This window comes from Virgibacillus necropolis (genome assembly GCF_002224365.1).
GTDB lineage: Bacteria > Bacillota > Bacilli > Bacillales > Amphibacillaceae > Virgibacillus_F > Virgibacillus_F necropolis.
In genome coordinates this window covers 3,729,086-3,753,335 of sequence record NZ_CP022437.1, presented here as the reverse complement: position 1 = coordinate 3,753,335, position 24,250 = coordinate 3,729,086, and the positions used below count along the sequence as shown (strand labels likewise).

The window sequence follows — 24,250 nt, the reverse complement described above, 5'->3', positions numbered from 1 at the left end:
TTTTTTTTTGAAGGTAGAAGGATAGGTGAAGGATATGAAAGAATTATTGAAATCAAGTAATTGGCTATCAGGCCTACAGTGGCTCTTTTTTATTTTTACAAATATTGTTGTTATACCTATAACAGTTGGAGCAGCTTTTGAGCTTCCGCAAGACAGAATTGCAAGTCTACTTCAACTCTCATTTATTGTCACAGGTATAGCATGTATGATTCAAGCGCTAGTTGGACATAAAAGAGCGATTATGGAAGGACAGTCAGGGCTTTGGTGGGGAGTGATTTTGACTCTTTGTTCTACAGCTGCCGCCCAAGGTATGCCTTTAGAAGTACTCGGAGGGAGTCTAACAGTTGGTATTATCATTTCCGGAATTATTACATTAATCATTGGGGTGGCTGGATTTGGTCCCTACCTTGCTAAGTTGTTTAACCCAGCTGTTATGGGTGTATTTATGTTTTTATTTGGAGTTAAATTGATTGGGATATTTTTAAAGGGGATGCTAGGCATTCCATTCGGTAATGAGGCTGAGTCTGCACAAATTGATTTATCTATTTCATTATTATCAATCATTATTGCAGCTATTGTGGTTGTCATTAGTATAAAGGCCCCACCAAGTGTTAGACGCTATGGTTTATTAATCGGGATTATCATTGGATGGATTGCATTCAATCTTACTTTTGGACAACAGGAAACAACTCAACAATCGACATCGTCATCTGGTATTGCGTTGTTCCCACTTGGAGAACCTGCATGGAATATCGGTATCATTATAACGACTGTCCTTGCTGGTTTGTTAAATACAGCGAATACGTTTGGAGCGCTAAAAGGAACAGATAGCATGTATCAAGCAGAGACCACAAAATCACAATACCGTTCATCCTTTACTATTACGGGTATCTTTACAGGTATTGCGGGTGTGCTCGGACTTGTTCCGTATGCACCATATGTATCATCAATCGGATTTCTCAGCCAGACAGGAATTATCAAAAGATTACCTTTAATTTTAGGTGGCTTCATGTTTTTCGTTATGGGTATTATCCCGCCAGTTGGACACTTTTTCTCGCTAATACCGTTGAGTATAGGTAGTGCGGTATTGTTTGTATCTTATTTGCAACTATTGAATTCATCATGGAGCTTTTTCAATCAAGTTGAATTTAATACATTAAACGTATACCGGTCAGCGATTCCTTTGTTTGTGGGTATCATTATTATGACTTTACCAGCTACCTATTTCGTTTCGCTTCCCGGCTTTATTCGTCCGCTACTTAGCAGTGGATTACTAGTAGGGATTATGTTAGCACTTCTATTAGAAAACACAATTAAATGGGATCGATACGGCATAAATAAGAATTAGATGGGACAAATGGGACAAGGACAGTAACCTTGTCCCTTTATTTATGAACTTAATTGGTAAGCAGTTAAGCCAGATTTTTATTGAACTTAGCACAAGGGTGTTGTGGGATAAGAAACCTGTTCCGTGTTCCATTGTTGAAATAGGTATAAATAGGTTGCATTCATGGTTTAGTTTGCTATAATTAAATTTAAGATTCTGAACATACTATCCAGTAGGTCAGTATGGTGTAGGGGGAAAGAAGATGGATTTTTCTTATTCGGAAAAAGTAGTTGAATTACAAAAAAAACTTACTAGCTTTATGGAAGATCACGTTTATCCAAATGAAAAGGTTTATAAAGAACAATTGAATCAACAGGAAAGTCGATGGACTGCGATTCCTACTATAATGGATGAATTGAAACAGAAAGCAAAAGCTGGAGGGCTATGGAATTTATTTTTACCTGATAGTGATTACGGAGCTGGTTTAACCAACGAGGAGTATGCACCGCTTTGTGAAATAATGGGTCGATCTATGATTGGACCTGAGGTATTTAACTGTAGTGCGCCGGATACAGGTAACATGGAAGTTCTAGCTCGTTATGGGTCAGATGAACAAAAAAGACAGTGGCTTGAGCCTCTTCTTGACGGAGAGATTCGTTCATGTTTTTCAATGACAGAACCTGATGTTGCTTCAAGTGATGCAACAAATATCCAATCCCGCATTGTTAAAGATGGTGACGAATATGTGATCAACGGGCGAAAATGGTGGTCATCTGGGGCCGGGGACCCGCGCTGTAAAATTGCAATCGTAATGGGAAAAAATGATTCGGCAGCAGCAAGGCATGAACAACAGTCAATGATCTTGGTTCCATTAGATGCTCCAGGTGTTACGATCGAGCGAATGCTTCCAATATTTGGCTATGATGATGCACCACATGGTCACGCGGAAATTATTTATGATAATGTTAGAGTACCTGCTGAAAATATGATTTGGAAAGAAGGAAAAGGTTTTGCTATTGCACAAGGCAGACTAGGACCTGGTCGAATCCATCATTGCATGCGTTTGATTGGTGCTGCAGAGCGTGCGCTTGAGGATTTATGTAAGCGCGTTCAAGATAGGGTTGCTTTTGGTGAAAAAATAGCTGATCAAGGAGTTGTACAAGAGTGGATTGCCGATTCACGAATTGACATTGAACAAGCACGATTATTAACGCTGAAAGCTGCGTATATGATGGATACAGTTGGAAATAAAAAAGCCAAATCTGAAATTGCGATGATTAAAGTTATTGCACCAAATATGGCATTAAAGGTGATTGACCGGGCGATCCAAGCACATGGCGGTGCTGGAGTCAGTGATGATTTCACCCTTGCTAATCATTGGGCAAATGCGCGCACACTTAGACTTGCAGATGGGCCTGATGAAGTACATCGCATTCAAATAGCTAAATTAGAGCTTCGTAAATATTCTTAAACAGGAGGAATTTACTATGAGTGTAATGGATTTATTCAGATTAGATGGAAAAACAGCAATTGTTACTGGTGGAGCAAGAGGACTTGGTGCACAAATTGCCCAAGGATTTGCTGAGGCAGGTGCAAATGTTGTCATCTGCTCGCGAAAGCTTGCAGCATGCGAAAAAATGAGTGAGGCTCTGAAGGAATTAGGGGTTGATTCGTTGGCATTTGAATGTGATGTATCGAATCCAGCGGACGTAAAGAAGGTTGTAGACGGAACTGTTGCACACTTTGGTTCAATTGACATTTTAGTTAATAATAGTGGAGCTACATGGGGTGCGCCTGTTTCAGAGATGCCGCTCGAAGCATGGCAAAAGGTGATGAATGTGAATGTAACAGGAACATTCCTAATGAGTCAGGAAGCGGGGAAGATAATGATTAAACAGAACCAAGGGAAAATCATCAACATGGCTTCTGTCGCAGGATTTGGCGGAACAGATCCAAGATACATGGACACAATCGGTTATAATACAAGTAAAGGAGCAGTTATGACGTTTACGAAGGATTTAGCGGTTAAATGGGGGCAATACAATATCAATGTAAATGCAATTGCGCCTGGATTTTTCCCGACAAAGATGTCTCAGGGACTGCTTGAAAAAGGGCAAGAGAAAATTTTAGAAGCAACACCATTGAATCGCCTTGGAAATGACGCTGATATGATGGGAGTGGCCTTATTTTTAGCCTCAAAGGCATCCGATTTTGTAAGTGGCGATATATTAGCTGTTGATGGCGGTGCACACGCTTTGTAATAGATGAAATAGGCATAATAGTTTCAGAGTAGTAGTAATAATATACCTTCCGACTATATAAAGATTATATAAAAATGAAACAAGAAGTACGTTTATTACGATATATCAAATCAAAAAACTGCAGAACTTCCAGATTTGTTTAAAGCAAAGTTACAAGAATATTTGTAGACAGCGTGAGGGGAGAGAAAGCAATGAAAGCTTCATTTAGCGATACGATAAACGTTCGGAAAGGGGAGGAACTCGATAAGGGAATTTTGCTGAAATTTGTTCAACAAAATATTGTTGATGTCCCTGATGGAACATTGGAAATTGAACAATTCGGGGCTGGCCACTCGAATTTAACATACTTACTACGGATTGGGTCGTGGGAGGCAGTGTTGCGTCGACCGCCACTTGGACCCGTAGCACCGAAAGCTCACGATATGAAAAGAGAATATACAATTTTATCGGGTTTGCATCCATTATATCCAACGGCACCAAAGCCTTATATTTTCTCAACAGACGAACAGATTGTTGGAAGCCCATTTTTTATAATGGAACGTAGAAAAGGGATTGTGGTAGATTCAACGTTTCCTGAGGGCATTCAGTATGATTCTACCTTAGGAAGAAAAATTTCTGAGTTGATGGTTGATCGATTAGTAGATTTACACCAGGTTGATTACAATCAAACAGAATTAGTAAACATTTCTAAGCCAGAGGGTTTTATGGAACGGCAAGTGCTTGGTTGGATTAAGCGGTATGAACGTGCGAAGACGGAAGAAGTAACGGGTGTTGATCAGTTAACGAAATGCCTCAAAGATAATATCCCTGCATCACCAGAGCCTACAATTATTCATTATGATTATAAGTTGAATAACGCTATGTTCTCAGAGGATTTTAGTGAAATGACAGGGTTGTTTGATTGGGAAATGACAACTGTAGGTGATCCATTGGCAGATGTTGGAGCGGCTTTAAGTTATTGGATGGAACCTGATGATCCAGAGCAACTAAAAAAGGGACTCGGAAAACCGTCTGTAACGACCAAGGAAGGATTTTTCACGCGAAAGGAATTTCTAGAAGATTACGCGAAAAAAAGTGGGCGTGATGTATCGAATGTTCATTTTTATCTTACTTTTGCATACTTTAAGCTTGCCGTGATTTGCCAGCAAATTTATTACCGATACCACAAAGGTCAGACGAATGATTCGAGATTTGCTCATTTTAATCAATTTGTTGCGAATTTAATTCAACATGCACCGCTTTCTAGCAAAGGTGTGTGATAAGTAATGAAAAGGCTGTTGAAGGGGTTTAAAGTCAAAAAATAAATAATAGTTTACTATAGGTAGTTTATATTCTAATATACTTGACCTCAATGTAATCTAGTAAAAGGAGCTCGATATAAATGCAAAAAAAATCCGTAGAGCAATTGAAACAAAACATGAAACTTCCTGTCATTATGGCGCCTATGTTCTTGGTCTCTAATCCTAACATGATTATTAATGCCTGTGCATCTGGAATCATCGGCTCGATTCCCGCCTTGAATGCTCGTACTAGTGACATTTTGGAAGAATGGATGAAACAAATTAGCACTGAATTAAAGGAAATTAAAAATAAGAATCCAGATAAAGAAGTAGCTCCATGGGCAATCAATTATATCACGCACCGTTCAAATAAAAGATATGAAGAAGACCTTAACTTAATTGAAAAATATCAACCGCCAATTGTTATCACGTCTCTTGGAGACCCGAGCGCTGTCGTTAAAATTGTCCATGAATATGGTGGTCTAGTTTTCTCTGATGTGATTACGGTAAAGTTTGCGAAAAAGGCGATAGAAAAAGGGACAGATGGGTTAGTACTGGTTGCCAGTGGTGCGGGTGGACATGCTGGGATTTTGAATCCATTCGCCTTCCTTCATGAGGTTAAGGAATTCTGGGATGGGCCAATTGTTTTGGCTGGTGGGATGTCAAAGGGCGAAGATATACTTGCAGCGGAAGTACTTGGAGCGGATTTTGTCTATATGGGTTCGAGATTCATTACTTCTGCAGAGAGTTCAGCTGTTGAAGCGTATAAGAATATGATAATTGATTCATCCAGTGAGGACATTCTTTATACCGATGCGTTTAGTGGTGTAAATGCTAATTATCTTGTCCCAAGTATACAACAGGCTGGATTAGACCATAACAATCTTGAAAAAGAAGAAATGAATTTTAATAAATTAAATAACTCGAATGTAAAGGCATGGAAAGACGTTTGGGGCGCAGGTCAGGGTGTAGGATCAATCAATAAAGTTCAAACCGTTGCCGAAATAGTTGAAGAACTTCAGGGCTCCTATGAAAAAGCGAAAGCGAAAATAAATGATAGAGAAACTATTTTGAAAAACAGTAGTATCAAAAATAAGAGGTGAAAGTAATGCTAGAAGAATTCGGACTTAAACTCATCAAACTCAATCTTCCATTCCGCCTTAATCATGTAAATTGTTTTGTTGCTGAAGGTGAAGACGGCTGGAAAATCATTGATGCTGGGCTTCATGATAAGGAAACGATAAAGAGATGGGAATTAGAATTAGCAGGGAAAAAGGTTACAGATATTTTAGTTACGCATTATCATCCCGATCATTTTGGTTATGTAGGCCGTTTGCAGGAAAAGACAGGGGCACATGTTTCGATGACAAAGGTTGACGCTGACGCAGGACTAAATGCTTGGCAAGAGAGCTTTTTGAATAAACTTTCCAATAATTATAGGCTAGCTGGTGTACCAAATGACGTGAGCAGGAATATGACAAGTAACACAAGCGAATTTGTTTCTCAGGTCACACCGTATCCTAAGGTAGATCATTATTTCCAGGAAGGTGAAATGGTCGTTATTGGTAAATATGAATATGAGGTTATTTTCACACCAGGTCATTCAGATGGACTTGTAACGTTTTATAGTAATGAGAAAAATATTTTATTATCTACTGACCACATATTACCGAAGATTACGCCAAATATTTCGTATTGGTTCCATGGAGATCAAAACCCATTAGCCTCTTATTTGCAATCACTGGAAAAGGTTCGAAAATTGGACGCTGATCTTGTGATTCCGTCACACGGTAAGCCGTTCCACGGAGCAAATGACCGAATTGACGAAATCAAAGCACACCATGATGAGCGCCTTGTACAAACCATTGAAGCAATTGGTGAAGGTGGTACGGTTAGCACCATTTGCAAAGGACTATTTCGAAAAGACTTAAACATTCATGAATTACGATTTGCCATCGGTGAAACACTTGCTCATTTGGAATATTTACGATTACAAGGATCATGTAAAAGAGAAGATAGAAACGGTCAGTGGTGGTATTATAGTTAGTTATATTTTCAGAGTAAGGGGTCAGACCCCAAAGAGAGGATGAAATAGTTTGCAAAAACAAATTAAACTCGTGAAAAGGCCAGTAGGAACGCCAGTAGAAGAGGATTTTGAATTCAGCCAGGTGCCCATTGGTGAACCTGCTGAAGGGGAAGTGCTTGTTCGAACAAATTATATATCAGTTGATCCCTATTTAAGGGGACGTATGAATGATGTTAAATCTTATGTACCACCATTTGAGCTGAATTCAGTTATTTCGAGTGGTGTTGTTGCACAAGTGGTTGAATCAAAGTCTCCGCATTTTAAAGAAAATGACATTGTCACGGGAATGCTAGGATGGCAGGAGTATTCGGTTGCAAAGGAGTCCGTGATTCGGAAAATTGATACTACTCTTGCACCGGCGTCTGCTTATTTAAGTGTGTTAGGAATGACAGGATTAACTGCTTACTTTGGACTGTTAGATATTGGTCAGCCTAAAGACGGTGAAACGGTTGTTGTATCTGGAGCAGCAGGTGCAGTTGGTTCAACGGTTGGTCAGATCGCAAAAATTAAGGGTGCTCATGTAGTTGGAATTGCTGGTTCAGATGAGAAAATTAACTACCTCATAGACGAATTAGGATTTGATGCAGCGATTAATTATAAAACGGAGGACGTTAAAACTGCACTTTATAAAGCATGTCCAAATGGAATTGATGTGTACTATGAAAACGTTGGTGGGCCAATTGGTGACGCCGTATTACCACTTCTGAATAAATTTGCACGCATCCCTGTTTGTGGAGCAATTTCTGCCTATAATAACGAAAAGGCTGATATTGGCCGACGCGTACAAGGCTATTTAATCAAAACCAGCGCATTGATGAAAGGCTTCACAGTTGGTGATTATGCACCCCGCTTCAAGGAGGGCACGGAAGCATTAGCAGGATGGGTGCAAGAAGGTAAATTGCAATATGAGGAAACTATTACAGATGGATTCGATCATACGATTGATGCTTTTCTTGACCTGTTCAAAGGCGCAAATCTAGGGAAAGCGATTGTGAAAGTATCTGAGATTGACTAATAGTAGAAAAAGGGTCCGTCTGGATGACGGACCCTTTCCTCACTACATTCGCTCATTTATCGGGCATTAACTCTTGATAGACCTCCTTAAAACAAGTAACTCATAAGATTCAATACATGTATATTCGCCAATAACTTCCTCCATGGCTTGCTGCTTTTGTGCATCATTTGTTACAGCAATCTGCCACTTACCTGAAGAAGGTAAGTGAAGACGGTGACGTTCTTCTGTTGGATTAACATAGATGGAAAGATCCTCGTCCTCCCCGAGCAGCGCAAAGCCGAAGAGTGTGGAGGGCGTGGTTAAAACTTTAAATCTTTTTCTTATTTCCTGTTTTGAAGAAAGGCGGAAAACCTTGTATTTCTTCCTTAAAGCAATGAGAGATTTAATAAATACTATATTCTCATTTTCCGACTCTCTCTGATACCAATCCAGCTGATTAATCTGATCACCGGAAATATAGCTGTTTTCATCTCCCTGTTTACTTCTGAACCATTCTTGGCCAGCATGAATAAAGGGAACACCTTGACTTAATAATGTGATACCTGAGGCAAGTTGATGCATTTTCTTGCGGGTCCATGCGTTTTTATCGCCATTCGTAAGTGAAAGCCGATCCCATAAAGTATGGTTATCATGACATTCAACATAATTAATTGTTTGATTCACCTCAGATACAAAGGGCTCACCATAGGTTTCTAATGCTGAACCGGAAATTAGATTTGGCAACCTTTCAATAAAATGACCTAGTCCGTTAACATAACCGGCGCTGTTTGTATCAAATTGATTTCCTTTAAGTGAATCACGAAAATAATCATTAAAAAACCGTATCCCAGACAGTTGTTGCGAGTTAATAGCGGTGGCCTTGTCTTCAGGAGCTAAGACTGTTGGAAGCTCCCATCCTTCACCTAAAAGCATAATCGGTACTGCTTCTTTACTGCAACGTTCGTGAACATTCTTCATTGTTTCGATATCAATTGCCCCCATTAAGTCAAAGCGAAATCCATCTACTTTATATTCTTGAAGCCAAAAATTGATTGTATCTATAATGAATTTACGCACCATTCTACGTTCTGTAGCAAGATCATTACCTACCCCAGTTCCATTACTTAAACTGCCGTCGGTATGATAGCGGAAATAATACCCAGGAACAATCTTCTCAAAGGGAGATTCTTCCATAATAAATACATGATTATACACGACGTCGAGGATGACGGAGATTCCTTCCTGATGAAACTTTTTAATCATCTCTTTACATTCTTTAATTCTTGCCAGGGGGTCTTCAGGATCGGTGGAGTAACTCCCCTCTGGTACTTGAAAATATAATGGGTCATAGCCCCAGTTATAATCGCTATCTGAATCTAGCTCATTTACACGAGCGAAGTCATTAATCGGTAAAAGTTGAACATGGGTAATACCAAGTTCCTTTAGATAGGAAAGTCCAGTCGAATAACTGTTTAGAGTGGTTGTAGCCGCTTCCGCTAGACCTGAAAATTTCCCCTTGTTGACAACACCACTATTCGCTTGTATCGTTGCATCCCTTACATGTAACTCGTAAATAATGGCATCCTGCAAATTCTGCAGTTTAGGTCTTTCTACATTGGTGAAATCAGCTGGATCTGTTTTGGATAGGTCAACAATGACACTTTTTGTACTATTGGCTAACATAGCTTTGGCATAAGGATCGTTGGCATATGTCGTTGTTCCATTCACGGTCACCTCATATTGGTAGGTGAAGCCATGCCACTCACCGACTATCTTTCTTTTCCATATGCCACTTTTTTCTCGACTTAACGTAAATACCTTTTGATTTAGACATACTTTTACGGAGATAGCCGTCGGAGCCCAGACTGAAAATGTTGTTGCTGATTCTTGGTAATCTGCCCCAAGCTTAGCATTCAAATCAGAATAATGGTTTTCAAACCATTCCGTTCGGACAATAGCCCTAGGGTAAACTGGTATTTTTCTTTTACCCCAAAGAAGCACAAGGATTTCTCCCATTGGCAATTCTTCAGAAAACGTCATACTGACTGTGGAATCATCAATAATTTTATCTATTTTAACAGGAAAATATTTTCCTCTTTTCTTCCAATAAATTACAGGTACTTCTTCTGTTTCAAGTAAATCTATACCTTCAAGCCTTACAGTTAAAAGGCGAATATCATCTATCCATGCTACCTTGTTTTTCAAAGCAGTAACCCCATTTCATAAGCAATACCTAGCTCATAGTATATGTTTATATTCCCGTTTAGGAAACCTATCTGATTTCGTGGTTAATCATAGACTTCTTTTTTTAAAATTATTCACAAAATTTTTAAACCATAAACCTAATGTTTTTTGGTAAACTTCGACAAAAATAGATAAATCCCTTCATAATTTGTCGATAATATTCAGAACATTTTAGTTGTGAAATGGTTTATACTAGCTTAATAGAGTCATTAGATTCACTACTTATTGTGTTGGTCATAAAGGCTGCAAGAGGGGAGTCAGATCATTGTATTATAACATTTCAGAAGAGGATATATTTTTATTTCACCAGGGAACGAATTATCGCGCTAATAAATTATTAGGCTGTCACACTATAAACTGGGAAGGAATTAAGGGCTATCGATTTGCAGTTTGGGCTCCAAATGCCATTGAAGTCCAGGTTGCTTGTGAATCTAATCAATGGGATGGTAGTGAACATGTATTAAAGAGAATAACCGACGAGGGGCTGTGGGTAGGTTTTTTTACGGATATTCCTGAAAATATTCCTTATAAATATGAAATTAAATCGATGAATGGTCACAAGCTGTTGAAAGCCGATCCATATGCACTACAGTCTGAGCTTCGTCCTGCTACAGCATCGATTACGCCCATACTTTCCTTACATGAATGGAATGATCAAGAATGGGAAGAAAAAAAGAAGACGTTTGATGCCCATAAATCACCCATCTCGATTTATGAAGTACATTTAGGTTCTTGGAAAATGAAAAAAGCGGGTAAATTGAATCCTGGAGAAACGAGAAGTGCCGAGGACTTTTATACGTACATAGAACTTGCTGATGAATTGATTCCATATGTCAAATCGTTAGGCTTTACCCATATTGAACTACTTCCGCTTGCGGAACATCCATTTGATTTGTCATGGGGCTATCAAATAACCGGGTACTTTTCAGTAACGGCTCGCTATGGTCCGCGTAATGACTTCAAATATTTTGTTGACCAATGCCATAAACATAATATTGGGGTCATTATGGACTGGGTACCAGGCCATTTTTGTAAGGATGAGTTTGCACTTCGAAAGTTCGACGGGGAAGCCTTATATGAATATGCTGATCCTCGTAAAGCTGAAAAAAGGTCGTGGGGCACACTAACTTTTGACTTTGGACGACCTGAGGTACAGAGTTTTTTAATCTCAAATGCACTTTTTTGGTTTGAAGAATACCATATCGACGGGATACGCGTTGACGCTGTTGCTAGTATGCTTTATCTTAATTTTGATAAATCGGAGGGCGAGGAAAAAGTTTATAACTCTTACTCGGGAGAGGAAAATCTTGAGGCATTTGCTTTTATTCGTAAATTAAACGATGCTATTTTTTCCTATGAACCAGGTGCATTGATGATGGCTGAGGACAGTTCGGATTTACCGCTTGTGACGGCTCCGACGTACAAGGGGGGACTCGGTTTTAACTTTAAATGGAATATGGGGTGGATGAATGACATGCTTAGCTATATGGAGAATGATTCCATTCACCGTAAGTGGCATCATAATCTACTTACTTTTTCATTTATGTATACCCATTCAGAAAATTTTCTGCTCCCACTTTCACATGATGAAGTTGTCCACGGGAAAAAATCATTGCTAGATAAAATGCCTGGGGATCAGTGGCAGCAGTTTGCTAATCTTAGATTGTTATACGGTTATATGATGGCACATCCCGGTAAGAAATTAATATTTATGGGAGGTGAACTCGCACAATATGCTGAATGGAAAGATCAGGAACAACTTGACTGGCATCTGCTAGACTACCCGCTTCATCACGCAATCTATCATTATGTAAAAGCGCTAAACCAATTTTACCTTGCATATCCAGAACTCTATGAACTGGATCATAATTCGGAAGGCTTTGAATGGATTGATCCACATAATATAGAACAAAGCATTATTGCTTTTCGCAGGCGTAGTACGAGTGGTGAAGAGTTAATTATTATTTGTAACTTTACACCGAATGTTTACTATGACTACAAAGTTGGTGTCCCTGAACCAGGGACTTATAAAGAAATTTTCAGTTCAGATGCAGCAGCCTTCGGAGGAACGGACCAATTAAATGAGGCAGATCATTTTAGTTTCCCTGAAAAATGGCACGGTCTCACGCAACATATAAAAATAAAAATACCGCCTTTAGCTATTACTATTTTTAAACGCAAAAAAATAATAAATTCTGTAGAGGAGGCTATTCAATGAAAGAATGTGTAGGCATGCTATTAGCTGGTGGAGAAGGGAAACGGTTAGGAGCATTAACCAAGGACTTAGCAAAACCAGCCGTACATTTCGGAGGGAAATACAGGATAATTGATTTTACATTAAGTAATTGCACTAATTCAGGCATTCAGACGGTGGGGGTAATGACCCAATATTCTCCGCTTGAACTGAACAAACATATTGGAACCGGCGGACCATGGGATTTAAACCGACAGCACGGTGGTGCGACAGTTCTTTCTCCTTATACAGGAAAAGATGGTGGAGACTGGTATTCTGGAACCGCAGATGCTATCTATCAAAACATTCATTTCATTGATCAACATGATCCGGAATACATACTCGTTATTTCAGGTGACCACATCTATCAAATGGATTATTCAACTCTTCTGCATCACCATAAACAAACGAAAGCTGATGCAACCATCTCAGTAATTCCTGTACCTTGGGATGAAGCATCGCGGTTTGGGATCCTTAATACGACGGATGACATGAGAATTTATGAATTCGATGAGAAGCCAGAGAATCCAAAAAATGATCTAGCGTCAATGGGTATTTATATATTTACATGGAGTACCTTAAAATCCTATTTGCTGGAAGATGCTGCGAATATATATTCAAGTCATGATTTCGGAAAAGATATTATCCCTGCTATGGTCAATGATGATCTTCGTTTATTCGCTTACCGTTTCGAAGGTTATTGGAAAGATGTTGGTACCATTCAAAGTTACTGGGAAGCAAATATGGATTTGCTTGACGAGGATTTGCAACTCTCTTTAAATAATAAAAACTGGAGAATTTATTCAAATGAATCAAACTTCCCACCGCAATATTTTGGTGAAACGGCGGTAGTAAAACATTCACTCATTAACTCGGGTTGTTGGGTTTCTGGAACGGTTAATTGTTCCGTGTTATTTGAGAATGTAGAAATCAAACAAGACAGTGAGATTTATCAGTCCATTTTACACCCTGGAGTAACGGTAGATAAAAACGTTATTTTGGAGCGAGTGATTGTGATGGGCAACACAACTATCCCTGAGGGAACCTGTATTCAAGTTGGTAAGGAGGAGGAACCACTTGTTATCGATCAAAAATCACTAGCATCCATACTAGCTTAAACTAGATAAAAGAGAGGAATGTGTTGATGAAGACAATGATGGGCCTTATTAATTTGGAACATGAGCACCACTTTTTTCATGAATTAACTTATTTCCGTAGTGGTGCATCTATACCTTTCGCGGGACGGTATCGTTTGATTGATTTTCCCCTTTCCAATATGGGGAACTCGAACATAGAAGAAATAGCAATTTTCACTTCAACTAAATATCGTTCCTTAATGGATCATCTCGGGACAGGTGAAAACTGGGGGTTAGGCCGACAAAATGGAGGTTTATTTATTCTTCCTCCAGACTGGAATGATCCGACAGATATTTCAAAGGGTGATTTACGATTCTATCACAATAACCGTGATTATTTTATTCGGGGTAAATCAACACATGTGCTTATCAGCGGGAGTCAATTTATTACAAATACCGATTATCAGGATGCATTTAAGTTTCACCTTGACCGCGATGCCGACGTTACATTGATTTCTACTCAGGTAGAAGAGTTAAATACAGGACATGAAACTTGTTTACGTATCGATTCAGATGAATATGGCTGGGTTGAAGGTATAACGAACGACAAGCGGAATCCGCAACTGTTTACAGGTGTTTTTATTATTAACAAGGATCTGTTAATGGAATTGGTTGATGACTGTATTGCCCATCATAAAGATCACTTTTTCATCCATGGAATTAAAGAAAAACTCTCTGAATTAAACGTGCAGACATATCATAATAATGGATATGGTGCTTTTGTCAATACGATTGAAAGTTATTTCCGACATAATATGAACCTGTTATCGGCGGATAATTATCGGGCGCTGTTTTACAAGCAACCATTTATTCGGACTAAAATTGGGAATCAACCACCTGCAAAATACGGAAATCAAAGTAGTGTTAACCGGTCGATTCTTGCAAATGGCTGTGTCGTTGATGGTGAGGTAGAGAACAGCGTCCTGTTTCGTGGTGTATCTGTGGAAGCAGGTGCAACGATCAAAAATTCAATTATCATGCAACGTTGTACAATTGAATCAGGCGTTCATTTAGAAAATGTAATATTGGATAAAGACGTTCATGTGACCGCGAATCAAAAATTAATCGGTTCAGCGGAAAAGCCGTATGTAGTCGCAAAAAGAAAAGTCATGTGATTAGAAAACTTGGCTTATCGCCAAGCTTTAATGGCGAAAGCCTTAGTTGCCCTTATACTGATATCCACTAAAAATTTATACTTTCTTATCAGTGGAACAAAAGCGCAAGCGCCCGTATAGCGACGTATGGACTGCGCCCGTGCAACACGGGTGGTTCGATGTTGCCGCGCAAAGCGGCGGTCTTAATCGAACATTCTTCCGCAGGAGATTAGATGAACTTGACTTATCGCCCACAAAGGCGAAAGTCAAAGTGAATCTTATGCTGTGATGAAGTGAAAAGGAAACACGCCCCTTCATAGGGGGGTGCCGACGTTGGGCGCAAAGCCCGTTTTAGTCGGCCTTCCTTCTAACAACCGATGTTGACTTATCGCACGGAGGTGAAGGAAGTCCACTAGTCGCTGGGCGCTGGAGCTGGATCTGGCTTATAAGAAAAAAGGAGGGATCTCACAATGGAAAATGTATTATTTGTTGCTTCGGAATGCACACCATTCGTTAAAACAGGTGGACTTGCAGATGTAATCGGATCTCTTCCGCAAGCATTAAAAGCAAATGAAGGAGTAGATGTACGTGTCATCCTGCCGCTTTATGATGAAATAGCGGAAAAATGGCGTGATCAGATGGAGTACCATACTTCATTTGAAGTCGAGTTTGGTTGGCGAAATCAGGAAGCTCGTATATATACGTTGAACTATAATAATATTCTTTATTACTTCATCGCAAACGACTATTATTTCACTAGAAAAGGTATATATGGGTATTATGATGATGGGGAACGGTTTGTCTTTTTCGGTCACGCGGTCATTGAGGCATTGACCCATCTGGAATTTAAACCACATATCCTACATGCTCATGATTGGCAAGCAGGAATAGCTGTGGCGCTTGCCAAAATCAGTCAGCCAATCGAAGGATTAAAAACGGTATTCACGATTCACAATATTAAATACCAAGGAATCATGCCACTCACCACATTTGCTGATTTCTTTAATTTACCCGAAGATCATATCGCCGGATTGGAATGGAACGGTATGCTAAATTGTTTAAAAAGCGGACTGTTCCACGCGGATAAAATCACAACCGTTAGTCCAAGCTATGCAGAAGAAATTACCAATCCTTATTTTAGTGAAGGTCTTCATCCGATTCTTTTAGAAAGATCGAATGATATAGTCGGGGTGCTTAATGGCATTGATACAAAGGAATACAATCCATCGATTGACCCGTTAATCCCCGTCAATTATCGCTCTTCAAGAGCTAAAAAAAGGGATAATAAGATATTGCTACAAGAGAAAGTTGGATTACCGATTGATGGTAAAAAACCCCTTTATACGATTATTACCCGTCTGGTAGAACAAAAAGGATTGCATCTTGTCCAGGCTATCTTAGATGAGTTTCTTCTGGAGGACGTTCAATTCGTCATACTCGGAACTGGCGATCAAGAATTTGAACGCTATTTTGCCGAAACAGCTGACCGTTATCCAGATAAATTAGTGACCTTGTTGACCTTTGATGAAGGGATGGCGCGTCAATTGTATGCGGGAGCAGACTTCTTCGTCATGCCATCCAAATTTGAACCTTGTGGTTTGGCTCAACTTATCTCTCTGCAATATAAAACAGTACCAATTGTACGGGAGACGGGGGGACTGAAAGATACGGTAATTTCTTTTAATGAATTTACTGGTGAAGGAAATGGATTTAGCTTTACAAATTACAATGCCCATGACCTCTTAGCCGTATTGCATTATTCGTTAACTACTTACCACAATCCAACTCAATGGGCAACTCTTGGTAAAAATGTGAATAAAAGTCAGTTTAGTTGGAAAGATTCGGCGCGTGATTATGCAAGTCTTTATGATGGATTATCTATGAAGTATGTATGAGGAGTGAACATGTTTTGTCCCAGCTAACTGTAGAAAAATTTACTGAAAAGATTATAAAAGAGGTTAAAAATAATACAGGTAAGACTATCCAGGATGCACAAGATAAGGAGATATATTATGCGATTGCTTCCATTGTAAATGAGCAAATTATACCACAATGGAGCGAGACTAATAAGAAGTATGAAAAGATAAATAATAAACAAGTTTATTATTTATCTTTGGAGTTTTTGGTTGGAAGTTTACTTGAAAGCAACCTACTTAATTGCGGGATGCTTGACGTGGCAAATCAGACACTCCAAAAATTGGGGTTAAATGCCGAAAAAATTTATGCAAAGGAGCGCGATGCAGGCCTTGGAAACGGGGGATTAGGCAGACTCGCGGCATGCTTTTTAGATTCTTTAGCCTCCCTTAATTACGCAGGCCACGGTTTTGGGATAAGATATCGATACGGTTTATTTGAACAACGAATTATTCACGGAAACCAAATTGAACTTCCAGATAATTGGTTAAAGGATTTATACCCTTGGGAAACGAGGAGGGAGGCTGAAGCAGTTTGTATCCATTTTCGTGGTGAAGTAGATATGCTCAAAAAGAACGATGGCAATCTTGAATTTAAACATAAAGACACGGACAAAGTAATGGCTGTACCTTATGATATTCCCGTGGTTGGCTATCAAAACAAGGTAATAAATACGCTTCGTCTTTGGAGTGCGGAACCAGTAGGCGGGGATCAGCAGGATAGTATAACGGAAGAAGGTTCCAAATACTATCAAGAACTTGACCATCAGCACTCCATTGAGCAAATTTCCGGATTTTTATACCCGGATGATTCAAAGCTCGAAGGAAAAGAACTGCGCTTAAAGCAACAATATTTCCTTGTCTCTTCTAGCCTTCAAACTATTATAAAAGCCTACAAAAAAAATAATCAAAGGTCATTAAAATACTTACCTGAAAAAGCAGTTATTCAAATTAATGATACGCACCCGACCTTAGCGATTCCCGAATTGATGCGAATTCTAATGGATGAAGAACATCTCAGTTGGGAGAACGCTTGGAACATAACGACAAGGGTAATTGCTTATACGAATCATACAACGTTAAGTGAAGCGTTTGAAACTTGGCCAGTAGGAATGATGGAGTATCTGCTTCCTCGAATCTACATGATTATTGATGAAATTAACGAACGATTTTGTAAAGGAATTTGGTTTGACCATGAGGTACTTAGAGATGAAATTCCTGAGCTAGCGATTATTGCTGATGAGCAAGTACATATGGCCCGACTTGCTATTGTTGGAAGTTTTAGCGTAAATGGAGTTGCACCGCTTCACACCGAGATTTTAAAGAAACAGGAAATGAAACATTTTTACACACTTTTTCCAAATCGTTTTAATAATAAGACAAACGGGATTACCCATCGTCGTTGGTTATTAAAAGCAAATCCAAAACTATCGGAACTTATCTCAGACGTCATTGGTCCACAATGGATACACCGTCCGAAACAGCTGATTAGTTTAGTAAAGTATTCAAGTGATGCCGCTTTTTTAGAAAAGATTGCACAAGTGAAATATGAAAATAAACGCATTTTAGCTGACCTTATATATGATCGCAATGGTATTGTAGTGGATGACCAATCCATTTTTGATGTACAGGTAAAACGACTCCATGAATATAAACGGCAGTTGCTTAAAGTTTTTCATATTATTTATTTGTACAACGAGTTGAAATTAAATCCAAACATGGATATAACGCCTCGTACGTTTATTTTTGGGGCAAAGGCTGCGCCAAGCTACCATTTAGCAAAAGAAGTCATTAAGCTTATTAATAAGGTTGCTTCTATTGTTAATAATGATTCTACAATTCGGGATAAGCTTAAGGTTGTTTTTATAGAAAACTATAACGTGAGTCTTGCAGAAAGAATCATACCGGCAACAGATATAAGTGAACAAATTTCAACCGCGGGTAAAGAAGCATCGGGGACCGGCAACATGAAATTGATGATGAATGGTGCATTAACAGTTGGTACATTAGATGGGGCGAATGTGGAAATTAAAAAGGCAGTTGGCGATGCAAATATTTTCATTTTTGGTTTAACTGCAGATGAAGTATTAAATTATTATGAACATGGCGGTTATAGTGCAATGGATATTTATAATACCGATGATAGGATTCGGACAATTTTAGATCAGCTAAACAAAGGATTTGGCTCAGATGAAATTGAATTTAAAGATCTTTACTACAATATTCTATATCATAATGACCCCTACTTTGTGTTAAAGGATTTTGAACCGTATCTGGAAACACATGAACATGTCGAACGAGTCTACCGCGACAAATTAAGGTGGCTGCAAATGAATGTTACGAATATCGCTTATTCAGGAAAATTCTCAAGTGACCGTACAATCAAGGAATACGCGACAGAGATTTGGAAGATAAAGCAGGTTTAAAAAGGGTTAAATTAAAAAGTCGCTCATTAATTCACTGAATTAAGAGTGGCTTTTTCTGTTTTAACAATAAGGAGAACTATAACTAGTGAGCTTTATTCCACAGAGTTTCCCAAAAAGATATATAGAACTAGTGAATCCGCCCGTTCATTAATTGTGCTCCTGTCATCTACTGTATTAATACCTAATGACAGGAGTCAAAAGTATGAAACTTAAAAAGTTTGTTGATCGGTTACCAATCATGAACACATTGAAGTCGGAACGGAAAAATAAAAAAGGTGCTTATTATGAGGTGCAGATGGAAGAGTTTACCCAGAAGCTGCACCGGGACTTAAGACCAACACGTTTATGGGGATACAATCGCCAGTTCCCAGGTCCGACGATTGAGGTCAATAAGGGCGAGCCAATCCAAGTTAAATGGATAAATAATCTACCTAGGAGACATATTCTCCCGGTTGATAAGTCGATACACGAGGTGGCACATCATCCAGAAGTTCGGACTGTTACCCATTTACATGGAAGTGAAACTAAGCCGGAAAGTGATGGCTATCCAGAGGCATGGTATACCAGAAATTTTAAAGAGGTAGGACCGTTTTTCAAAAGAGAGATCTACGAATACCCAAACAGGCAACGGGCTGCGACCCTTTGGTATCACGATCATGCTATGGGTATTACCAGACTCAACATGTATGCAGGGCTTGCAGGGATGTATATTATTCGCGATGAACAAGAAAAGCGATTAAACCTGCCAAAAGGAAAATACGAGGTTCCGCTTGTGATTCAGGATCGAACGTTCAATAAGGATGGCTCTCTCTTTTATCCACGGCAGCCAGATGATCCTGCAAGTGATTTACCCAACCCTTCGATCAGTCCTTTTTTTATTGGAGATAAGATACTTGTGAACGGAAAGGTTTGGCCATATTTTGAAGTGGAACCGCGGAAATATCGCTTTCGAATATTAAACGCATCGAATACGCGAGCATATCAATTAACCCTTGATTCAAATCAGCCATTTTATCAAATTGGATCGGACGGAGGACTACTGCAAAGAACAGTGAAAATGGAGAAAATAGCTATTGAACCGGCAGAACGAGTTGATGTAATCATTGACTTTTCAAAGCATAGTGGCAAAACAATTACTTTAAAAAATGATCTCGGACCAAATGCGAGCCCTGAAGATGAAACAGATGAGGTAATGCAATTCGACGTGAACTTGCCTCTTTCAGGAACGGATCATAGCAACATACCCCAGAAGGTGTCCCATATTCCTTCACTAAGGCATAATAAAATTAATGCAATTAGAAATTTAAAACTTGCTGGTTCAACTGACGAATACGGGCGCCCGTTACTACTATTAGATAATAAAAAATGGATGGATCCAGTTACGGAAAATCCTCATTTAGGAGCGACTGAAATCTGGGCATTAACAAATATTACTGGATTTACACACCCGATTCATATTCATTTGATTCAATTTCAAATTTTAGATCGTCGTCCGTTTGATCTAGATAGTTATAATAAGGATGGCAGAATCGTATACACTGGTTCGGCAATAGCTCCTGAACCAAACGAACGGGGCTGGAAAGACACTGTAGCGGCCCCTTCTGCACAAATTACACGACTTATTATGAAATTTGTTCCGTACGCTGGTGATTATGTTTGGCATTGTCATATTTTAGAGCATGAGGATTATGACATGATGCGGCCACTTAGAGTTATTGATCCTAAGCGTCTGGATCACGGAAAATAATCGCTGCTCTGGTGATAGAATAAGATTAATAATTTCCTCCTTTTTAGACAAAATAAGAAATAATTGGAGGGATTATTAGATGGACAAAAAGAAAAAGAAGCCACAAATAAATGACGATGTTGTTGCACCAGGTGTTGACGAACAAGATTCCTTTGGTGCAAAGGCAACACAGTCTGAAATTGAGGAAGGCGAATCAACCAAAGTAACAAGACTTGTGTATGATGAATATGATCCGAGTGAGAAATAAGGGTAATAAAAGTGAAGGGCAGAGTATGCTCTTCACTATTACTTAGTGAATAATTTGTATTTATTTTTATCAAATGTTTACTACTGATGATAATGTTGAATAAATATGTTGTGTTGTTATAACGTCCATAGAATAAAAAAAGACGGTGTGCTGAAACACACCGTCTTTTGGTAACCTTACCGCTCGAAGCGAGAGGGTTACTCCAAAAGTTACTTGTGAGAACCACCCTTGCTTTTACCAGAGCGTTTTCGGGTGGTTTTTTTCTGTGTTTTTTTACTGCAAGGAAACCAATTTTAATCTTGTTATTTCCAAACCTCATCGGAAATCTCCAACACATGTCTTAATTTTGCCCATTGTTGTTCTTCCGTCAATATATTACCTTCTTCTGTCGATGCGAAGCCACACTGTGGACTCAGACACAATTGATTTAAATCAACATAGTTCGATGCGTCTGCAATCCTGCGCTTAACCAGTTCTGGATCTTCTAGGTTACCAAATTTAGATGTGATCAAACCTAGGACAATCTGCAGATTAGGACGTTTAACATAGCGAAGCGGTTCAAAGCCACCAGATCGGTCGTTATCATATTCCAGGAAAAGCCCGTCAACATCAAGGCCATCGAACAATGTTTCTGACACAGCATCGTAACCACCAGATGCTGTATATGTTGATTTGAAATTGCCGCGGCAAATGTGCATGGTTATTTTCATATCGCTTGGTCGTTTAGCAATTGCCTCATTGATTGACCTTGCGAAGAACTGTTGCAGTTGTTCCGGTTCTTCCCCTCTCGCTTGAATTTGTTCCTTTCCCTGTTCAGAGAAAAATACGGCCCAGGCTGTGTCATCCAGCTGTAAATAACGGCAACCTGCATCGTAGAACGCTTGGATTGCTTTTTGGTATGCTTGGGTCAAGTCATGGAACAGTTGATTCTGGTCTTGATACAACTCATTTTCAATTTTTGCCCTAAAATAAAGCATGTTTGGGCTTGGAATTGTCATCTTTGCTGTGTGGGATCCTGCAATATTATGAAGGAATTTATAGTGTTCCAGCATTGGGTGATTTTTAAAATCTATTTTGCCGGTAACTTTTACCGCGTGAGCTTTGGTTTTTGTGCCATGAAATTGGATGCCACTGTCAGACTCATAACCTTCGACACCTTCAAGGCCTTCGAGAAAATCAAAATGCCACCAAGCTCTACGGAATTCCCCATCAGTAACGGCTTGCAATCCAACTTCTTTTTGTTTTTCTACAATCCTAGTGATTTCCGTATTTTCAATTAGTCGTAATGTCTCAGCTGAAATTTCTCCAGCCAATTTTTGCGTGCGAGCATCTTTAATCCGATCTGACCGCAATAAACTCCCGACATGATCACCTCGAAACGGTGCCACCAAATGTTTTAATGATTGATCAGACTTTTGTGATTGGACCATTGTTCATTCCTTCTTTCTTTGACTTTTTATTTTTTTTATACTAATAAGAAAGTATAAATTTTTAATGGATATCAGTATAAGGGCAACTAAGGCTTTCGCCATTAAAGCTTGGCGATAAGCCAAGTTTTCTAACACGTAAGGAAAGTATAAAAGTTTTAAGGAAACGCCGGTATAAGAAGAACTTCACCATTCGCTATTAAGGACGAGGCGTATGGCGAGTTTTTCTAAAAAAATAAGAGCCTTCTATAAGAAGAAGGCTCTAATGGATAAACATTCTTCTCATCTTTCAGGTAAACAACTACCTAATGGAATTAGCACCGTGCCATACTTGGCTGGTTGCTGAGGTGTCGTCGGGCCAGTCCCTTAACCTCTCGCGATAAGATATATACATTATAAAATTTTATGGTTAATAACTTCCTAACTACACTAAACTAGTAGGAAGTGTTAGTCAAGTCAAACTATTAAAATCTGTTATTTGTATACTCCAAATCTATTGTATGGTAATGTAAATAGAATAATTTTATTTTTTTAGCAGTTAAGAAAGTATAAATCCTTTCTTACTGCATAAGTGCAACTAAGAATAGAGTTGTTAGAAAAATACATCATAGAGTAGGTTATGACAGGAAAGGGTAGGATTGTTTATGTCTCAGATGTTAGCATTAGTTATTATTATTTTTATTCTATTTGTTGGTGAAATTGTTGCCATTCGAACGAAAGCTTGGGTACCATCAATTTTTATCAGTGCTGTACTATTTTTACTAGGTTATTGGACGTTCTTCCCGCCCGATATTGTTGAACTTGCGGGCATTCCATCGACTGTAGCGGTAATGTTGATTTATTTATTGATTACAAATATGGGGACGTTGTTATCTGTTCAGGAATTAGTGGATCAATGGAAAACAATATTGATTGCACTATCTGGTATACTAGGAATTATTGCCGTCTTATTTGGAATTGGAACTTTTATATTTGGATTTAAAACGGTAGTCGTAGCTATTCCGCCGTTAGTTGGTGGCCTAGTATCCGCTTTGATAATGTCGGAAGGTGCATCAGCAGCAGGATTAACTAGCTTAGCGGTTTTTGCCATTGTCATCTATGTGTTGCAAGGTTTTGCGGGGTATCCTTTAACATCAATTATGTTGAAAAAGGAAGGAAGTAAATTACTCAAAAAGTATAGAAGTGGGGAAATAAAAGCCCAGAACGCTGTTAAGGAGAATTCAACTGCTTCTGAGCCAGAAGAACTAAAGTTATTTAGTAAATTACCTGAAAAGTATAACACCGATTACTTTAAATTTTTCAGACTAGCTTTTGTTGGTTTTCTGGCTTACTTAGTTTCCACTCTGCTAGGACCAATCGTTGAAATTAGTCCTTTTGTTCTTTGCTTATTGTTTGGCGTAATTGCTAGAAGTGTAGGATTTTTGGAAAGACATGCGCTGCTAAAAGCAAATGGCTTTGGTTTTGCTATCATGGCGCTTATGTTGTATATTTTCGATGGTTTAAAAAATGCTACACCAAGTATGATGGTGGATTTATTGTTTCCTTTAATTGGGTGCATTGTGTTAGGTGTTATTGGAATGTATTTATTTTCTTTTTTCGTTGGAAAGCTGTTAAAAGTGAGTAAGGAAATGGCTTTTGCAGTTTCTTTAACTGCACTCTATGGATTTCCGGCCGATTATATTATTACGAACGAGGTTGTCAATTCTCTGACGCAAGATAAAACAGAACGTGATGTTTTATTGAGTCACATGTTAGCTCCAATGCTTGTAGCTGGTTTTATCACTGTAACAATTGTTTCAGTCGTATTGGCTGGTATCTTTGTAGGATTTTTATAA

The 24,250-nt window shown here is 38.9% G+C and carries 17 protein-coding genes and 1 riboswitch; of the genes, 15 read left to right on the top strand and 2 right to left on the bottom strand.

Annotated elements, in window-relative coordinates; translation table 11 throughout:
• Positions 1-34 precede the first annotated feature (34 nt).
• The 7 genes from CFK40_RS17785 (at position 35) to CFK40_RS17755 (ending at position 7,969) form a co-directional block, all read left to right on the top strand.
• Positions 35-1,348: a uracil/xanthine transporter gene (locus tag CFK40_RS17785; protein WP_089534445.1), complete on the top strand. Its 1,314-nt coding sequence runs from the start codon at positions 35-37 to the stop codon at positions 1,346-1,348.
• A 241-nt stretch (positions 1,349-1,589) separates the two neighbouring features.
• A complete protein-coding gene (locus tag CFK40_RS17780; RefSeq protein ID WP_089533730.1) occupies positions 1,590-2,798 on the top strand; it encodes an acyl-CoA dehydrogenase in 1,209 nt (402 codons plus the stop codon).
• Between the two features lie 16 nt (positions 2,799-2,814).
• Positions 2,815-3,588 carry an SDR family oxidoreductase gene (locus CFK40_RS17775; protein WP_089533729.1) on the top strand — a complete coding sequence of 258 codons (774 nt, stop codon included), beginning with the start codon at positions 2,815-2,817 and terminating at the stop codon, positions 3,586-3,588.
• Positions 3,589-3,779: 191 nt separating this feature from the next.
• The gene (locus CFK40_RS17770) at positions 3,780-4,847 is read left to right on the top strand and encodes a phosphotransferase family protein (RefSeq protein WP_089533728.1); all 1,068 of its coding nucleotides are present in this window, start codon (positions 3,780-3,782) and stop codon (positions 4,845-4,847) included.
• A 122-nt stretch (positions 4,848-4,969) separates the two neighbouring features.
• On the top strand, positions 4,970-5,971 hold the full coding sequence (locus CFK40_RS17765; RefSeq protein ID WP_089533727.1) for an NAD(P)H-dependent flavin oxidoreductase: 1,002 nt from the start codon (positions 4,970-4,972) through the stop codon (positions 5,969-5,971).
• 5 nt (positions 5,972-5,976) lie between these two features.
• Positions 5,977-6,915 (top strand): MBL fold metallo-hydrolase, encoded by a 939-nt coding sequence (locus CFK40_RS17760; protein WP_089533726.1) that lies wholly within the window; start codon positions 5,977-5,979, stop codon positions 6,913-6,915.
• A 49-nt stretch (positions 6,916-6,964) separates the two neighbouring features.
• Positions 6,965-7,969 carry an NADP-dependent oxidoreductase gene (locus tag CFK40_RS17755; RefSeq protein WP_089533725.1) on the top strand — a complete coding sequence of 335 codons (1,005 nt, stop codon included), beginning with the start codon at positions 6,965-6,967 and terminating at the stop codon, positions 7,967-7,969.
• Between the two features lie 66 nt (positions 7,970-8,035).
• Here the strand turns inward: CFK40_RS17755 and pulA are convergent, their stop codons facing one another.
• Entirely contained in the window at positions 8,036-10,153 is a 2,118-nt protein-coding gene (gene pulA, locus CFK40_RS17750) for a type I pullulanase (protein WP_089533724.1), read from the bottom strand.
• A gap of 304 nt (positions 10,154-10,457) precedes the next feature.
• Here pulA and glgB point away from each other — a divergent pair, with 304 nt between their 5' ends.
• The 7 genes from glgB to CFK40_RS21155 all read left to right on the top strand — a co-directional run bounded on the left by glgB (position 10,458) and on the right by CFK40_RS21155 (position 20,988).
• Positions 10,458-12,410 carry a 1,4-alpha-glucan branching protein GlgB gene (gene glgB / locus CFK40_RS17745; RefSeq protein WP_089533723.1) on the top strand — a complete coding sequence of 651 codons (1,953 nt, stop codon included), beginning with the start codon at positions 10,458-10,460 and terminating at the stop codon, positions 12,408-12,410.
• A complete protein-coding gene (locus CFK40_RS17740) occupies positions 12,407-13,543 on the top strand; it encodes a glucose-1-phosphate adenylyltransferase (RefSeq protein ID WP_089533722.1) in 1,137 nt (378 codons plus the stop codon). Before glgB ends, CFK40_RS17740 begins: the two co-directional genes overlap by 4 nt.
• Before the next feature lie 26 nt (positions 13,544-13,569).
• Positions 13,570-14,676, top strand: coding sequence for a glucose-1-phosphate adenylyltransferase subunit GlgD (gene glgD, locus CFK40_RS17735; RefSeq protein ID WP_089533721.1), 1,107 nt, complete (start codon positions 13,570-13,572; stop codon positions 14,674-14,676).
• Positions 14,677-15,125: 449 nt separating this feature from the next.
• Positions 15,126-16,550, top strand: a complete 1,425-nt coding sequence (locus tag CFK40_RS17730) for a glycogen synthase (protein WP_089533720.1) — start codon at positions 15,126-15,128, stop codon at positions 16,548-16,550.
• 14 nt (positions 16,551-16,564) lie between these two features.
• Complete coding sequence (locus CFK40_RS17725) at positions 16,565-18,994, top strand: glycogen/starch/alpha-glucan phosphorylase (protein ID WP_227001820.1); 2,430 nt, start codon at positions 16,565-16,567, stop codon at positions 18,992-18,994.
• Positions 18,995-19,196: 202 nt separating this feature from the next.
• On the top strand, positions 19,197-20,741 hold the full coding sequence (locus CFK40_RS17720) for a multicopper oxidase family protein (RefSeq protein ID WP_089533718.1): 1,545 nt from the start codon (positions 19,197-19,199) through the stop codon (positions 20,739-20,741).
• Between the two features lie 79 nt (positions 20,742-20,820).
• The gene (locus CFK40_RS21155) at positions 20,821-20,988 is read left to right on the top strand and encodes a hypothetical protein (protein ID WP_168927240.1); all 168 of its coding nucleotides are present in this window, start codon (positions 20,821-20,823) and stop codon (positions 20,986-20,988) included.
• A gap of 302 nt (positions 20,989-21,290) precedes the next feature.
• Here CFK40_RS21155 and CFK40_RS17715 read toward each other — a convergent pair whose 3' ends face one another.
• A complete protein-coding gene (locus tag CFK40_RS17715) occupies positions 21,291-22,418 on the bottom strand; it encodes a 5-methyltetrahydropteroyltriglutamate--homocysteine S-methyltransferase (RefSeq protein WP_089533717.1) in 1,128 nt (375 codons plus the stop codon).
• A gap of 276 nt (positions 22,419-22,694) precedes the next feature.
• Positions 22,695-22,801: riboswitch (SAM riboswitch) on the bottom strand.
• A gap of 258 nt (positions 22,802-23,059) precedes the next feature.
• Here CFK40_RS17715 and CFK40_RS17710 point away from each other — a divergent pair.
• A complete protein-coding gene (locus tag CFK40_RS17710) occupies positions 23,060-24,250 on the top strand; it encodes a hypothetical protein (RefSeq protein WP_089533716.1) in 1,191 nt (396 codons plus the stop codon).